We start from the raw sequence: 15,317 nt of genomic DNA, 5'->3' as shown, positions 1-15,317 counted from the left end.
TAACGAGGTTAAAACAAAAATAGCGTGAATAAAAATAATTTATTATCACAGTTAACAATAACCACCTCTTCAGCTGAATCCATTATTCAACCTAATTGGGGAGCAAAATACGGCATCACTCTAGCGGTCAAACGGGATGATTTGCTGCACCCTGTCATCTCGGGCAATAAGTGGCGCAAGCTAAAGCATGCTTTAACGCCTGCGATTGCCGCCAAGACACAACATATCATCAGTTTTGGAGGTGGGTTTTCCAATCATCTGCACGCTTTAGGTTATTGCTGCCACCAACTCAACATTCAATTCACCGCCATTATCAGAGGAGATTATTCACACAACCCTAGCCCTATGTTGCAAGATTTAATCTGTTGGAAAACCAATATTCTATATGTTGACCGGAAAACCTACCAACAACGAGGCGAACCTGATTACCTGAAAAGGCTTCTACAACTATATCCCGATGCTTTGATTATTCCAGAGGGCGGATCGCAGCAACAAGCGCTTCAAGGTGTAGAAGAAATAATTCAAGAACTGCAAGTTCAATATGATTATATTTTGGCTCCAGTAGCTAGTGGCGGTACCCTTGCTGGATTAATAAAAGGCGCAACCCAAAATGTAAAACATCATAGTTGTCAAATTTTAGGTATTGGCGTATTAAAAGGTGAAGGCTACCTAGAACAACTCGTTAGGGATCTACTAGTTGAGGATGACAACAACAAAAACTGGCAAATCAATCACAATTATCATTTTGGTGGTTACGCGAAGTCCAATCATGAACTTAAGGAATTTTGTGACGATTTTTATCAACAAACTGAAATAAAGATAGAGCCGGTTTATAGCGGAAAATTATTTTTTGCATTGCGAGACCTGATTAACAATGGTTACTTTCCCCAAAATAGTCGTATATTAGCCCTGCATACTGGTGGTTTGCAGGGGGCTAGGTAAGTCATCATTGCTTTACTCATCAAAGATACTGTAAATTGTGTGTTATTAAGCTCCCCTATTAGAAAGCAACCTTACATTGATGTTTTTTATTTATACAAATCTAGTTCTCCTTGCACAAAGAGAAGCCATTGCTAGTTAATCTGGTGATAACTTCCAACATTTTTTCAGGTTTTTATGGACTGGCTTAACTGGCTACAGGGCTTCGCAGGTGCATCACCGCAAGAATGGGTGGCAACAGTATCTGGCTTTCTCTGTGTTTACCTAATCATAAAACGTAGCATCTGGTGTTTTGCTTTTGGCTTTGTGCAGGTCAGTATTTATGCTTGGATTTTTTATGATGTGAAACTGTATTCGGATATGGCGTTACACCTATTTTATATTGGTTTTCAAGTTTATGGTTGGATGCTGTGGAAAAACGCTCAAGACTCAACCGGACACGTGATAGTAAACCAAGGGACGACTAAGGAATATGTTTTATGGATTATCGCTATTATTACGAGCACTTGTTTACTCGGTACGATAATGAATCAATACACCGATGCTAGCTTCCCCTACCCTGATGCCTTTACCACTTGTGCTAGCTTGGCAGCACAATGGTTACTGTCACATAAAAAATTATTGAACTGGATGGTATGGATTGTCGTAGACGTTGTAGCGATTGCAATATATTGGCAAAAAGGCTTATTCCCAACTTCAGCTTTGTACGCCTGTTTTTTGGTAATGGCTATTGTCGGTCAATGGCAGTGGTATAAATACTCAGTCTCTAATCCCAATAACTCGAATAAAGGACAACACAATTCGTGATCAAAAAGATTGTCTTTTTAGGTGGCCCTTCTACTGGTAAAACTACCTTGAGTGAAGCATTGGCCGATAAGTTAAACAGCATAACAGTGCCTGAATATGGTCGCGACTATTGGTTACAGCATCAAATCGACCGAAGACTGTCGCCAGAGCAGCTATTGCATATTGCGCAAACTCAAAACCTTTGGGAAAATCAATCAGCTTCGAGGGCTAACAAATTTCTATTCTGTGATACTAACGCTTTCACCACTTGGCACTTTGCTATGCATTACCACCAAACAGCATTGCCCGAATTAGAGCGGCTAGCAACACAGTGCTGGCAACGCTACGATTTGGTAGTGCTATGTGATGATGATATCCCATACGACGATACATGGGAGCGTTCGGGCGATGCTAATCGTCAGGAATTTCAAGCGTTTAACCTTAAGTACCTTAAAGAGTATGGTATAAAATATATTCTAGCATCAGGTGACATCAAACAAAGAAAACAAACAGTTCTTAAGTCACTTGGGCTGGTATCAGTTGAAATATGCACCAATTGATTTCAAAATCTAACTCGGGAATAAGCAAACTCAGCTGCGTTTTTGAATATTCAACTTGCACCACAATAAATTACTGCTAGCATTCAACTTTTATATGTAATTTAGATTATTAGGAACTCACTATGTCTCGCGTTCTAATCATTGGCGCTGGCGGCGTTGCCGCTGTGACCATAAAAAAATGTGCTCGTTTGCCTGAATTGTTTGATGAAATATACCTAGCAAGTCGCACAGTTTCAAAATGTGAAGCACTACAAAAAGAAGTCGGTGTAGACCGAGTCAAAGGCGTATTTGCGGTTGATGCAGATCATGCCAGTGAAGTGGTTGCAGTCATCAACCAAGTCAAACCTGATTTGGTGGTAAACCTAGCGCTGCCTTACCAAGACTTAGCCATCATGGATGCCTGTTTAGAAACGGGCGTAGATTATATGGACACGGCTAATTATGAACCCAAAGATGTCGCCAAATTTGAATATTCGTGGCAATGGGCGTACCAAGAGAAATTTCAAAAAGCGGGCTTGATGGCGTTATTGGGAAGCGGTTTTGATCCCGGCGTAACCAATGTTTACACGGCTTATGCAGCTAAGCATTATTTTGATGAAATTCATTATTTAGACATAGTTGATTGTAATGGCGGTGATCACGGTCAAGCCTTTGCGACTAACTTCAATCCAGAAATTAATATTCGCGAAATCACCCAGCGTGGACGTTTCTATGAAAACGGTGAATGGAAAGAAACTGATCCGTTGAGCGTACGGGAAGATTTGGACTATCAAAATATTGGGGTGCGTGCCTCTTATTTGATGTTCCACGAAGAATTAGAATCACTGGTTAAACATTTTCCTACCCTTAAACGAGCTCGTTTTTGGATGACCTTTGGTGACGCTTATCTAACCCACCTTAAGGTACTTGAAGGTATCGGCATGACAAGCATCGCACCTATCGACTTTCAAGGTCAGCAAATTGTACCTTTAGAGTTTTTAAAAGCGGTATTACCTGATCCTGGTTCATTGGCCGACGGATACACCGGTCAAACCTGTATCGGTACTTACATAACCGGCATAAAAGATGGCCAAGAAAAAACCATCTTTATCTACAATAATTGTGAACACGCTAAGTGTCACGAAGAAGTAGGTGCCCAAGCGGTGTCTTATACGACGGGTGTACCAGCCATGATAGGCGCGGCACTGATGTTAAACGGCACCTGGAAAAAAGCTGGCGTGTGGAATATGGAACAATTCGATCCAGACCCCTTTATGGCGATGCTCAATACTCACGGTTTACCTTGGCATGTGATCGAATGTGACAGCAGCCCGTTTAACAAATAGCCACTAATGCGCTCGTAGCTAAAACATTTAAAAGACTTTGAAGCCCTCTTCAAAGTCTTTATCCCTTTGTTTACAAGCCACCAGCACAGATCTTTTAACCACCTCAATACAAGTTAACTTAAATACGCGACTTATGACTCATCCGATATTAAACCCGAATATACCTTCACCCTGTTATGTGTGTGAAGAAGCTAAGTTAGAAGCTAACTTAAAACTCATGCAAAAAGTGCAGCAAGCAAGTGGTGTAGAGATCATCTTGGCACTGAAAGGCTTTTCAATGTGGTCGACTTTTGGATTAGTTAAGCAGTATTTGCAAGGTTCAACTGCCAGTGCAGTCTGGGAGGCAAGACTCGGAAAAGAAGAAATAGGCAAACAAGTTCATGCCTATTCACCCGCCTTTAAACCTGTCGATATCGACGAGTTAGTTAACTTGGCCGACCATATTTCGTTTAATAGTTTAGGCCAATGGCAAAGATTCAAACAACAAATTGTCAGTGCTGGTGTGTCTGCTGGCTTGCGGGTCAATCCAGAACATCAAGAAGCTGAAACGGAACTTTACGACCCAAGCGCACCAGGTTCCCGTTTGGGTATTAAAGCAAAAGATTTACAGTGCGCTGATTTAACCGATATCGATGGCTTTCATATCCATAACTTATGTGAATCTGACTCCTTTGCAACAGAGCGAACGATCCAAGCAGTAGAACATAAATTTGGCCAGTGGCTTCCCCAACTTAAGTGGATTAACTTTGGCGGCGGCCACCTTATGACTCGTGAAGGTTATGATGTTGCCCACTTAATCGCCACATTAAAAGCATTCAAAGCACGCCACCCTCACCTTACTGTTATCCTTGAGCCCGGTTCAGCGGTGGCTTGGCAAACGGGTACCTTAGTTGCTGAGGTGGTGGATATAGTAGAAAACCAAGACAAAATAGCCATCTTAGATATCTCAGCCACAGCCCATATGCCAGATGTATTAGAAATGCCCTATCGGCCTGATGTGCGCGGGGCAGGCAAAGCAGGTGAGAAAGCTTATACCTATAGATTCGGTGGCAACTCTTGTCTAGCCGGTGATGCCATTGATTTATACAGCTTTGATCACGAATTACAAATAGGTGAACGGGTAATATTTGAAGATATGATGCACTACACTATGGTCAAAACTACCTTCTTTAATGGTGTTGAACATCCCTCCATTGGTATTATTCGCAAAGACGGTAGCTTTGAAGTAGTACGTAAGTTTGAGTACGAAGACTTTAAAAATAAGCTCTCTTAGATATCATGTATACGTTGTTTTTTGTCAAATACACTTGGCAAAAAACAACGTGAAGTTGCACTCGATTTAAAATTAAAGCTTATTTTACTTTTAGACTTGAGAGTTTGACTTATGAATGATTTTAAACCTGATGAAAAATCTGTTCAGAACGTAAAAACACTTACATTTTACAATTAGCGTTATGGGCCTTGGCATGATTAGTTAGCACCGCTCCGCTGCTATTTTGTGCAGAATACAAAGGGATTATCAACCAGCCTATTCGATTACTGCCCTGTTCACTCATCTCGATTTGGGTGTAGCTATGATAATGGTGAACGTCAAAAATTTAATAAACCTTGACGAATTGCAACGCAAAATCACTATGGATACTATGGCATAACCTCAGGGGTAGGTATGGTGGTTGGTATAGCTTATGAACAACTGGAAGATATAAAACTGATTACTTTCGAACCAGAAATCAGACACTTTATAATGCTCATGGGCATCACATACATCATCAGTATTTTAGTCGGTAATAGGAAATACCAACGAAAAACTGCTTAAAAGTACTTAGAGCTGAACGTGACTGGACCCAAGCGGATTTACCCGCTGCACTGGCCGTATCCCACAAACCGCCAATACCATCGATAAAGGAAGTTAGACCCAGTTTACCCTTAGCGGTTAAAATCGCTAGGTTGTTTAATTTAACCGTTGAAGAGATCTTTACTGGTGAACCAACGTAATTTAGAAAATCCATATCCCCTTTGGTAATATAGGTTTCGGCTAAACTATTCAAAACGTTGCTTCCATTGACGAAGATGCTACTGCTTGTTTGAATTTCAGGCACCATTGATTTCATCATGTGCTAGGACTGAAAATGTACGTGAAAACTTACAACAAATTGGAATCGTTTAAACTATTTACAAAAGGTTTATCGATGACTTTTTCGTTTTTTTGTGGCGTGCACAAGGACTAGCCCAAAAATGTTAAAAAGTATCAAAGCTGGTTTCGTAACAGATACAGAGATAAAAGAAGACCCTTTTTTGCATCGCCGCATAATAATCACGACTGCTTTACTTGTCTTTACAACCTTAACTTTTGCCGTATTTGTGCTTATTAACCTTGATCATGAAAACTACATTTTACCCCTCGTAAATTTCATCTTCGCCATCTCGACAGCACCAGCGTTGTACTCACTTATTGTCAAAAAAATTTTAATTTTTCTGCCTATTTTTCCACTACCCTACTCTTCACTATCTTAGTTATTTTTTCATACTTCGCTAAAAATGAAAGCTTTGCTCTGGTGTGGACGCTTTGTTATCCATTATTTGTTATTCCTATATTGGGAACACGCAATGGCATGATAATGGTGGTTCTTTTTTACTTAATAATATTACCCATGGCTTACCTAGGATTAGGTGAATGGGACTATGGATTTTAGAACTTAAAAGGGTTTGTAAGATTTTACAATTGCCTCTTTCGCTATCGTGTACGCCACCTATTTTTTTTGAAGTATCAGCACACTCAGCCTATAAGACAATTCAAGAGATAAGAGAAAAAGAAAAGATCCATCTCATAGAGTTAGAAAAACTGTCTGTTATTGACCAACTCACTGGGTTACGAAATAGACGATACCTTGATGATAACTTCGAAATTGAACGCCAAAAAATCAAACGAAATAACCAAAAATTATGCTTAATCATGATCGACATCGATCTTTTTAAACGGATTAATGATGAATACGGACACCAAATGGGTGATACCGTACTCCAAGAATTTTTAATATTATTACAAAAAAATATTAGGGTAACTGACCTTTTATCCCGATGGGGCGGGGAAGAGTTTATAATTCTGTTACCCGAAACATCCTTAGAAAATGCTATTAATCTTGCCAAGAAAATACACACTGCTATTAACGCGTTCTCTTTTGCTAATATAGGAAAGCTTACTGCAAGTTTTGGCGTATCTAAAGTGGATCCTAATACAAACTCGAATATGGAATCGCTGTATCAAGTTGACAAGGCACTCTATCAGGCAAAAAATCAAGGCCGTAATAGAATTGTCGCTTATAAAAACAATGAATAACGCACTAAGAATACATGCCTAGACTATTGGATTCGTCATAGGTAATAACCGTAGGCTAGTCAAATGTGACTAAGGTTAGGATAAATTACGTATAGCGGACATATTTTTGTTGTCATTAGTTCAATAGTAATCAAGTATGCCGACACTCACCTCAATAAATTACCAATAATACACTCGACCAACAAGGTTAAATTTATCGAATTATGGGAAACAAAAAAATGGGAGATATCAAAATATCTGTTTTTAGATAAATTCGTTTGAATACAGTCTGGGAATACAGTTTTCTAGAATTGAGAGCACGTCGTTATCTCAATCACTACGATTGATATTGTTAAACTTTCAAATGGTTGACTTAGGTGTGTTTTAACAACGTTTTCGCTTTACTTATGTCTGGTATTCTTTGGTGTTGAGTATGAATACCAAATGGGCGCATCAGGTGTTCGCTACCTACCGCTGTATTAAAGTGTTGTTCAAACTCTGCAGTCAAAATCAGCCACTGTTCTGAGTCTACACCTAGTCTTTCCAGTACCGGGCTTTTCTCTTCGATATAACCGCGTTTGTCTTCTCGAATGCTCTTGCCTGTGGTGTCGATTAATTCACAGTAATCTTTGAAGCTGTAGGCAATACCCTTAGGCATATCTTGCCTCGGATTACCTACAAATGGTAATAGGTTATCAGGTTGCTGTGCTTTTTTAGCAGCATTGATACGATATTGAATACTGGCATGGTCTGAGGTTTCTAGGGTTTTGGCCATTTTGGCCATTTTGGCGCGAATAGGGTTTAGGTCTACATAAGCCATACAAGCTAAAACAGCTGATTCATCCAGTAACGCTTGGGATTTAAACCGTCCTTCCCACAAATTTTTACGGAAAAATTTGAACAGCTACAGCTGGCCCGAAGAGTGAGCGCCAGGGATGGCAGCGAATAAAAACTGCCACTGCAGTTATCTTCTTTGTTGGCTTCTCTGGCAATGTATTCATTGAGATTACGCATTAACCAGCTAATGTCATACAGCCTCTTGCGTTAAATCTCGATGGTTTCATTCAGAGATATCAACTCATCTTGGCTTAACGTTTCGTCCAGCATGAACTTTGGGGTGAGCAAAGTGTCTTTATAAACATTATGCCATAACACCAAGACTCATTTATCTGAACAGCCTTGGGCTTTTTATAGTTGTTTAGAGCCAACGCATTAAAACTTATATACGGCAGACAATCGAACTGTCCTTGGTTCAAGTACGTGATAATGCAAATCTTCAGTCGCACTTCCTTGTGGCTCATTAGCTATTCGGCTGGCGTAATAATAGTCAATATCATGGTCGTTACTATCAAGGGCATTCAAAATATCGAGCTTTAAGGTAAGTTGAGTAAACTTATATCCAACATTAAGGTTCATTATTTGTGAATCGTCCGATGTTACGCTGCCGTCTTCAATTAGAGGGCGTTCAGAGAAATAGCGCAGTCTTGCATTGGCAAACCAGCCTTGCTGAGGCTGATAACTTACACCTGCTTGCAGCACGTGTTCAAGCGCTCCTGGAATTTGATTGGCGTTACTCGGTAATTTGTCAAACTCGGCATCGGTGTAGGCATATTCCAAATCAAAAGTTAATGAGTCGGTCACACTATAATAACCGGTTAACTCAACACCATAGCGAGACGAAGAATCACTGGGTTCAGTGTTACCAGCGTCACCAACAAACAGTAGTTCACTGTCTAGATTAAGCTGCCAAATCGACAGTGATGCATTAAGCTTATCGAATAAATTTGCACGCAAGCCTAGTTCGTAACCGTATGAATCAACAATAGGATCTACAGGCTGAATAGCCCCTCCAGAATTAGGATCTACCTGAACGATTGTGCCTCTAGCATCATTTGAATGGAACCCTTGCCCGGCCGAAACGTAAGCCTCCCAATCATCATTAAAAGTGTAAATTAAATTAGCCTTTAGAGCCACATTACCGGCGTCTTCCGTGCCATTGTTTACGCTTAAGTTAACACCATTAATGTTTGTATTAATATTACTCTTTACATCAAAATCAAAATAGTCATAGCGAGCACTAACAATGGTTTTAATGGCATCGCTCCAAATAATATTATTTTGCCAATAAAATCCTGCGCTACTTTCATTAACTGTGTCGTTTCTAATTACGCCTAATCGCTGCCTTTTCTGTGTCTGGAATAATCCAACCTCGTCAATATCATCGACTCTTATTTGCGCACCAAACTCATTTGAAACAGGTAATCCTTGCCAGTTTACAAATGCGGTATAACTTAAGTGTCCACCGTAAACTTTTCTCTTATCAACCTGTTCAAATTGATCTCCTGTGGCAGGGTTATCCAAAAAATAAGTAAAGTTTGACCATAAGTTCAAATCGTAATCAATAAGATATCCAGAGGCATTTATATTTTCATTTTTCCATTCAGCATTAATACTATAGCGGCTGCTGTTACCGCCTAAACTAGTATCTAATGAACCTAGTTCATCGATAATACCCGCGTTTACAGCTCGTTGCGGAATTTGGTCTGCACTATTCCAAGTATTGTCGTAGCCCATAAACGTCACTTTAAAATCGTCACTTTTATGGTTGCTGTTGTAGCTCAAAAATATATTGGTTTTGTCGAGGTCTTCATCAATGTTGGTCCAAGGCCCATCATTGCTATTAAACTCTATAGCGTAATTAATGTGTTCGTTATCCAACTCAATGCCGCCAGCCAATAAATATCGTTGAAAATTGTCTTCGCCTATTGTGGCAGACAATTGTGTTGTTTGAGGCTGGTTAACAGTATTGAAAGAAGCGCTGCCCGCACCACTAAAATCACCTATTTGTCCATAATAAGCACCTTTTTTAAAGGTGATAGTTTGAACCGTTTCTGGGATGATAAAGTTTAAATCGGTATAGCCTTGCCCATGACCATGAGTACGCATATTAATAGGCATGTAATCAATAAAAGTCGCAAAGTCAGTGCCATGATCAAGGTTGAACCCACGTAAAAAGTATTGATTGGCTTTACCTGTTCCGCTGTGCTGCGTAACTACCATTCCGGGCACTAACTCTAGAATTTCACCAATCCGTAACATGGGCCTATTCAAAATTTCTTGCTGCCCAATGACCCCCTCTGAAGCAGAAATAGCCTCGCCTATTAGACTCGCAGCTTTACCTTGTATCTCAATTTTTTCTATACTGACGGCTTCTATAGGTTCATTCCAATTGTTTGATTCGCTTAACGCAGAAAATGAAAATAACGAACCTGCACCTAGCAACGCGCAACTCAGTACAGCACTGCATAACTTACCTAGTTTAAAGGGAACATAATTTGTCCTTTTCATCTTTTTACCTTTTTTACGAAATATTGCATCTAGAACACATGTTTAGGCGTTTAGTAAAACATACACATTTATAACCGATAAGGGCTCGGTGCAAATTATGGATAATAGAAGCAAGACGTCGGTAAAACCACCATTATCTGCCCCAGTGCTAGGGCAACGGGAAATTGAAACCCTTGGTTTATTTTGGCATGATGAAGAAACAACATTAAGTGCAAGTGACATACTCAAAATACTAAAGTTCCAAGCCAAAGAGCCCGAAGATGTTATTAGCTTAAATACGATCCAAAGCACTATTGAGCGACTATGGAAAAAGAAGTTACTTAGCCGACACAAGCAAGGAAAGGCCTACATTTATACGTCGGTGTATTCAAAGCAAGAAGTGATTAGCAGTTTGATAAAAGAGATTAGTGACGTCTTTGGCGAGGGTGACGATAGCGTGATTATGTCGGGTATTTTTACCTTTTTAAGAGCCAGAAGTACTAACAATCAAGTAAATCTATTACAAATACTCGAGCAAGAGCCCGCTTTACATCATGCTAGTTTAGCCAATGGTAAGTGACGTTCTTTTGGCTGCAGTGATGCAAATTGCTTCACTCTTTGTGATTGCTTGCTGTATTTTTTTAGTCAGTTCGTTGATAGCCGGTAGTACGTTTTTAGCGCATCGTAAATATTTAAGTGCATTACATTATCGAATAAAGAATAAATATCTCGTTCTTCACGCTCTTTCAGCAGTGTGTGCAAGCATAGTTGTAACAGTCTGGTTGTCGTTGCCCAATTCCCAAAGACTCCCATTTGTTTTCAAGCATTGCCATAGCAGTAATTGCGCTACCCATATCCCTGCTATAATAGACTCCACTTTACTTAATTTACTCTTTGCATTTTTTGTAATTGGGATGGTAACAGTATGTTTTATATTAATAAAAGCGCACCAAAATAAATTAGAACAGCGAATAAATAGCTTACTTCGCCTTTCACACAATAAATACTTAGATAACAACTATAGGTTACAAGCTAGCATTATTAGCGTATCCCAACCTGTATTACTAAATGTTGGAATGCTCACGCCAAAGTTATTGTTATCTTCTCAGATAGCAGAATTCCTTGACGTTAAAGATGTAAAACTACTGTTAGCTTACGAATATGCAAAGGCTAAACAGTTTGAAAACTTCAAGGTAAAGCTGGTGCAAATTGCTTGCTTATTTTGGCCTGCAAGTGTTCGTAGATTAATTATTACCGACTTACTCGCCGTCTTACGCGATCGCGCCTTTAATGAGGTTCATCAGCTGTTTGGAGGCCAAAAAACCACTATTCCTAAAACTATACTCAACGAAATGAGCAAGGATATACAGGAGTTTTTATTGAAAATAGAGAGAAACACTGACCATCTACCTCAGTCCGCTGATGTTATCGTTGGCGATGCTAATTTGACCGCTACGGCGTATTTAGCCAGCTTTTCGTATTTTTTACTCCTAGTCGTAGTCACATCAAACTTCACACATTTTCTATTTGAACTCATTGGTTAGCTATGGATAATGCCCTTGAAAATGCGATATATCGGTAATACTTACGCTTAGTATTTGCATTTATATGTGATTCACCACGCCAAGGTAATTTGAGTAACGGTACTTTTACCGCTGCCAAACCAATAAGTAGAAAGCGACTAATTAGTCGTTTTCTACTTTTATAAGCTAGTTATTGTGGACTGTTTCACCCAAAGCAGCTGTCCATAGGTCTAAAAATCTCATTTTCTTTAACTGAATAAGTTAGACATGAGTTATTACCCCTAAGATTGCTGCAAAGCGATCCTTCCTGATCTAACCGCCTGCTTCATTACTTTTACCTCTGGAGCCAGTATAAACAAGTCGCCATTCAACCCAGTCAAACTTATAGGCACATGACTTAAACGGGCTATGTCTGCATTGGCTTGTAAATGCTCGGCTTCTCCGTGAGTGGGCACAGCAATTTGTGGGCGCACCCATTCGTACATTTGTTTTAGTTCTTCCTGACATGGATGCCCTGAGGCATGAATAGGTAGCTCTGAGTCATCGGCCATCAAGGTTTGAATCTTGCGGGCTTTATAGGCTTTAAGCAGGTTCTCGATTGATGTTTCATTGCCGGGTATCACAATAGAGCTGAAAATCACAAGATCCCCCTCGTCCAGGGATACATTGCGATAGGTGTCTTTAGCGAGTTGATTTAATGCAGCTCTGGGCTCGCCTTGGCTTCCTGTTGCTACGGCTAACACTTCTTTTGGTAATAAATATCCGGCATTAAACGCATCCAGTACCGGCAAATCATCAGGCCAATGCCCTGTGGCTTTGGCGGCGCCAACAGTATTTTGTAATGACCGACCAAACAATGCAAAGTAGCGTCCTGTTTCTTTGGCTATTTTTGCTAAGGTAATCAAGCGCGCAATATTACTACTAAAACACCCCACTACAACCCGTCCTGTCGCGTTTGCGACGGCTTGTTTTAGGCCCGTATAACATTGCTGCTCAGACACAGAATGTCCTTCGCGAGTGGCATTCGTTGAATCACAAACCATGGCTAAAATATTTTGTTTGGCTAATCGTTTAAAAGCATGGGCGTTAAAGGGTTTATCTGTCACCGGCGCGAGGTCAATTTTCCAGTCCGCGGTATGAAAAACATTGCCAGCTGGCGTTCTTATCACAAAAGCATGAGGCTCAGGTAATGAATGGGTAATCAGCATCCATTCCACGTTAAATTCACCAATATCCACACGCTCGCCACTTTCTATTTCGATGATCGGAATGTTGTCTCCCTGACCATCACGGGCAAGCTTGCGGCGCAATATTTCTGCAGTGTATTTGGTGGTGTAAACAGGGCATTTAAAGCGACGCCATAAATAAGGCAAAGCCCCTATATGGTCCTCATGCGCATGAGTGATCACAATGCCCGCTAGCTGCTCTTTGCGCTGACTAATAAACCAAGGGTCGGCAGCCACAACGTCATGTTTATGTAGTCCTGAAGTTTTAGATTCTGCTTCTGTGCAAAGTGGACTATTAAAAGTGATGCCACAGTCCATCATCAACCACTGCCCAGCATGGCCATACAGATTCATGTTCATGCCTATTTCGCCGGTTCCACCTAATGGCAGAAACCAAAGGTCTTTATCGCTGGGAGTGAGTGATTGGATAGTTAATTCCTACTATAAATTGCTAGATGAAAAATTGAGTACGGCTACTTGCACCAAAAAGTTGTTCACTCACTCAGTGACAAATCTGGCTAAATCTTCACCCAAACTAGTCACTGGTTTTTCAATAATGCGACCTAATTCATTTTCGCCTTGCAGTAAAATAATGGTCGGTGTGTACCTTAAGTCATATTTTCTGTGTAAATCATTGGGTTCTTGTTTGTTGTAATTAACGCCGTGTAACGACAAGCTTTGCAACTCGACACCAGACAAATCCAATAATTTCAGTAGCCTTGGCACCTCACGCTCACTGTCGTGACACCAGGTGCCTAATAATACGACCAGAGACTTGCCCGATAAAGACTGTACCGCTGCGACTTCAGCTGAGCTAGGCTGGTATTGTTCATAAACCGCACGAAATTCCGGGTATTCTTCAATCAGCTGACTCTCTGAAATCACGCCAGTAAAGGGCTCAGATTTCGCCAGCGATTGCTCTGTAGAGTTACAACCTATTGATACAATCATCAAGAGAGCTAAAAAAAGTGTTTTCATATTCGTATCTTTTTAGTCGATTCAAATCTTAGACTACCTAAATTCCGGATAAAATAGAATATATATGTACATTCGATGCTTATGCGGCTTATCAATATTTCGCATCTCACCGGGCTTAGAAAAATAGTCTTCGCTGCTTGATTTAAGATGATTCGGAATTTCAATTGGCACATGGATACCAATGCTCTTTTTCACATTGAGGATATCGGCTAAAATATTTCTGCCTTCAGCTGAAGAATAGAACCAGTAGGGTGATAATGCCTTGTCGCTAATACGTTTTTGCCAATGGTCTTTATAAGGCAGGTAATGCTCTTCATCTGGGTCGGCATCGCCCATATGCATAACAGTGACAGATGCACCTTGATTCTTTAGGGTCACTCTAAACACTAAATTATCAATCTGTGACCGTCCGGGCCAACCAGCGTGAGGTATACGTACCGCATCAATGACTAAGCCTGCTATCTCTAAGGTTTTTTGGTGCTTGATTAAATGCCAGTTCAACGCCGGTCACTTGAGGGAGTATTTGCTTAGCTTCAGCCAAAGTGATTAATTCTGTGACCGCTTGCTGTGGCGCAATTAGTTGGGTGTCAGGGTATTTCTATAAATACTTCAATACATCGTCTGCAGCAAAATGATCACCGTGGGCATGGCTGATAAAAATAGCCGTTAAATTATCGAACGGGGGTGTACCGGTAAATATGGCCTGTTGAGTGTCTTCTGGTACCAACTGATAAATACCAAATGCTTTATGAAAAAAGGGGTCAAACAAGACCTTTTTATCACCGTTTGTTATCAATACCGCTTCATTTGCTAGATAAGTGACAGAAGCTTGATGAGCCATAAGTTTAAAGTGGCCAAATATTATAAACCACACCAAGAAAATTATGTGTCTCATTAAATGTTCCTTACTTAGGTTTTTGGCTGTTATTTAAGAAGGGCGATTTAGTTTACTACTCAACACCATTGGATTAAGCCTCTAGCAAGTTACCTTGTCTGATAATCAGTTATATCAAGATCACAAAATAACAAAATCAAGGAGTTGTTGTAAGCTTTACTCCCGACTAAACTTTTCAATCTTGGTATCATAAATTTGAGTTGAGCCTAATTGTGTTGTTCGACATCAGCTTAAAACAAACATGTTGACCACATTGAGAGATGTCATTACAACTAAAAGCTATCGATAACAAGATCGTTTTTTTGGCTCAGTTTATTTCTTTAAAGATGGTTATGTATATCTGCAATTTCCAGACTAATATCTCAGACAGTTCAAAACATCAGTGGCTTCAATTTACAAACTAACAAGGTTTGATTTCTTGGCCCACAACAAAGTAATAGAC

14 protein-coding genes and 1 pseudogene are annotated in these 15,317 nt (G+C 40.1%); 8 read left to right on the top strand and 7 right to left on the bottom strand.

Annotated elements, in window-relative coordinates:
- Positions 1-24: 24 nt before the first annotated feature.
- The 5 genes from C427_RS02890 (at position 25) to nspC (ending at position 4,883) form a co-directional block, all read left to right on the top strand.
- Positions 25-942: a 1-aminocyclopropane-1-carboxylate deaminase/D-cysteine desulfhydrase gene (locus C427_RS02890; RefSeq protein ID WP_007636315.1), complete on the top strand. Its 918-nt coding sequence runs from the start codon at positions 25-27 to the stop codon at positions 940-942.
- 174 nt (positions 943-1,116) lie between these two features.
- Positions 1,117-1,746, top strand: coding sequence for a nicotinamide riboside transporter PnuC (gene pnuC, locus C427_RS02885; RefSeq protein ID WP_007636313.1), 630 nt, complete (start codon positions 1,117-1,119; stop codon positions 1,744-1,746).
- Positions 1,743-2,285 (top strand): AAA family ATPase, encoded by a 543-nt coding sequence (locus tag C427_RS02880; protein WP_007636312.1) that lies wholly within the window; start codon positions 1,743-1,745, stop codon positions 2,283-2,285. The genes pnuC and C427_RS02880 overlap by 4 nt, the downstream gene beginning before the upstream one ends.
- Before the next feature lie 122 nt (positions 2,286-2,407).
- Positions 2,408-3,610 carry a saccharopine dehydrogenase family protein gene (locus C427_RS02875; RefSeq protein ID WP_007636310.1) on the top strand — a complete coding sequence of 401 codons (1,203 nt, stop codon included), beginning with the start codon at positions 2,408-2,410 and terminating at the stop codon, positions 3,608-3,610.
- A gap of 133 nt (positions 3,611-3,743) precedes the next feature.
- Positions 3,744-4,883: a carboxynorspermidine decarboxylase gene (gene nspC, locus C427_RS02870; protein ID WP_007636308.1), complete on the top strand. Its 1,140-nt coding sequence runs from the start codon at positions 3,744-3,746 to the stop codon at positions 4,881-4,883.
- A 496-nt stretch (positions 4,884-5,379) separates the two neighbouring features.
- Here nspC and C427_RS28435 read toward each other — a convergent pair whose 3' ends face one another.
- The gene (locus C427_RS28435) at positions 5,380-5,724 is read right to left on the bottom strand and encodes a hypothetical protein (protein WP_187292378.1); all 345 of its coding nucleotides are present in this window, start codon (positions 5,722-5,724) and stop codon (positions 5,380-5,382) included.
- Between the two features lie 560 nt (positions 5,725-6,284).
- On the opposite strand from C427_RS28435, the gene C427_RS02855 reads away from it, so the two are divergent.
- Positions 6,285-6,947 carry a GGDEF domain-containing protein gene (locus C427_RS02855; RefSeq protein WP_015430377.1) on the top strand — a complete coding sequence of 221 codons (663 nt, stop codon included), beginning with the start codon at positions 6,285-6,287 and terminating at the stop codon, positions 6,945-6,947.
- A 352-nt stretch (positions 6,948-7,299) separates the two neighbouring features.
- On the opposite strand, the pseudogene C427_RS26945 reads toward C427_RS02855, so the two are convergent.
- Both C427_RS26945 and C427_RS02845 read right to left on the bottom strand, forming a co-directional pair.
- Positions 7,300-8,087, bottom strand: a pseudogene (locus C427_RS26945) (hypothetical protein); the annotation flags it as partial.
- A gap of 51 nt (positions 8,088-8,138) precedes the next feature.
- Positions 8,139-10,274 (bottom strand): TonB-dependent receptor, encoded by a 2,136-nt coding sequence (locus C427_RS02845; protein WP_007636291.1) that lies wholly within the window; start codon positions 10,272-10,274, stop codon positions 8,139-8,141.
- A gap of 97 nt (positions 10,275-10,371) precedes the next feature.
- Between C427_RS02845 and C427_RS02840 the strand changes: the two genes are divergently transcribed.
- A complete protein-coding gene (locus C427_RS02840) occupies positions 10,372-10,833 on the top strand; it encodes a BlaI/MecI/CopY family transcriptional regulator (protein ID WP_007636289.1) in 462 nt (153 codons plus the stop codon).
- Complete coding sequence (locus C427_RS02835) at positions 10,823-11,797, top strand: hypothetical protein (RefSeq protein WP_226991082.1); 975 nt, start codon at positions 10,823-10,825, stop codon at positions 11,795-11,797. The genes C427_RS02840 and C427_RS02835 overlap by 11 nt, the downstream gene beginning before the upstream one ends.
- Before the next feature lie 260 nt (positions 11,798-12,057).
- On the opposite strand, the gene C427_RS02830 is transcribed toward C427_RS02835, so the two are convergent.
- From C427_RS02830 to C427_RS02815, 4 genes are all read right to left on the bottom strand, one after another.
- Complete coding sequence (locus tag C427_RS02830; RefSeq protein ID WP_007636272.1) at positions 12,058-13,356, bottom strand: ribonuclease J; 1,299 nt, start codon at positions 13,354-13,356, stop codon at positions 12,058-12,060.
- Between the two features lie 144 nt (positions 13,357-13,500).
- The gene (locus tag C427_RS02825; RefSeq protein WP_007636269.1) at positions 13,501-13,980 is read right to left on the bottom strand and encodes a thioredoxin domain-containing protein; all 480 of its coding nucleotides are present in this window, start codon (positions 13,978-13,980) and stop codon (positions 13,501-13,503) included.
- Between the two features lie 33 nt (positions 13,981-14,013).
- Positions 14,014-14,481, bottom strand: a complete 468-nt coding sequence (locus C427_RS02820; protein WP_015430376.1) for an MBL fold metallo-hydrolase — start codon at positions 14,479-14,481, stop codon at positions 14,014-14,016.
- Positions 14,482-14,578: 97 nt separating this feature from the next.
- Positions 14,579-14,875, bottom strand: coding sequence for an MBL fold metallo-hydrolase (locus C427_RS02815; RefSeq protein ID WP_034898845.1), 297 nt, complete (start codon positions 14,873-14,875; stop codon positions 14,579-14,581).
- Positions 14,876-15,317 lie beyond the last annotated feature (442 nt).

The sequence above is a fragment of the Paraglaciecola psychrophila 170 genome (assembly GCF_000347635.1).
GTDB classification, from domain to species: domain Bacteria; phylum Pseudomonadota; class Gammaproteobacteria; order Enterobacterales; family Alteromonadaceae; genus Paraglaciecola; species Paraglaciecola psychrophila.
The sequence above is the reverse complement of the archived record's forward strand: the minus strand, read 5'-3'. Positions and strand labels throughout refer to the sequence as shown.

Bases quoted from the DNA above. Each gene is read 5' to 3' on its own strand.
- C427_RS02840 (WP_007636289.1), top strand. From the start codon at position 10,372: ATGGATAATAGAAGCAAGACGTCGGTAAAACCACCATTATCTGCCCCA.
- C427_RS02845 (WP_007636291.1), bottom strand. From the start codon at position 10,274: ATGAAAAGGACAAATTATGTTCCCTTTAAACTAGGTAAGTTATGCAGT.
- C427_RS28435 (WP_187292378.1), bottom strand. From the start codon at position 5,724: ATGATGAAATCAATGGTGCCTGAAATTCAAACAAGCAGTAGCATCTTC.
- C427_RS02815 (WP_034898845.1), bottom strand. From the start codon at position 14,875: ATGAGACACATAATTTTCTTGGTGTGGTTTATAATATTTGGCCACTTT.
- C427_RS02830 (WP_007636272.1), bottom strand. From the start codon at position 13,356: ATGAATCTGTATGGCCATGCTGGGCAGTGGTTGATGATGGACTGTGGC.
- pnuC (WP_007636313.1), top strand. From the start codon at position 1,117: ATGGACTGGCTTAACTGGCTACAGGGCTTCGCAGGTGCATCACCGCAA.
- C427_RS02875 (WP_007636310.1), top strand. From the start codon at position 2,408: ATGTCTCGCGTTCTAATCATTGGCGCTGGCGGCGTTGCCGCTGTGACC.
- C427_RS02855 (WP_015430377.1), top strand. From the start codon at position 6,285: ATGGGACTATGGATTTTAGAACTTAAAAGGGTTTGTAAGATTTTACAA.
- C427_RS02835 (WP_226991082.1), top strand. From the start codon at position 10,823: ATGGTAAGTGACGTTCTTTTGGCTGCAGTGATGCAAATTGCTTCACTC.
- C427_RS02825 (WP_007636269.1), bottom strand. From the start codon at position 13,980: ATGAAAACACTTTTTTTAGCTCTCTTGATGATTGTATCAATAGGTTGT.
- nspC (WP_007636308.1), top strand. From the start codon at position 3,744: ATGACTCATCCGATATTAAACCCGAATATACCTTCACCCTGTTATGTG.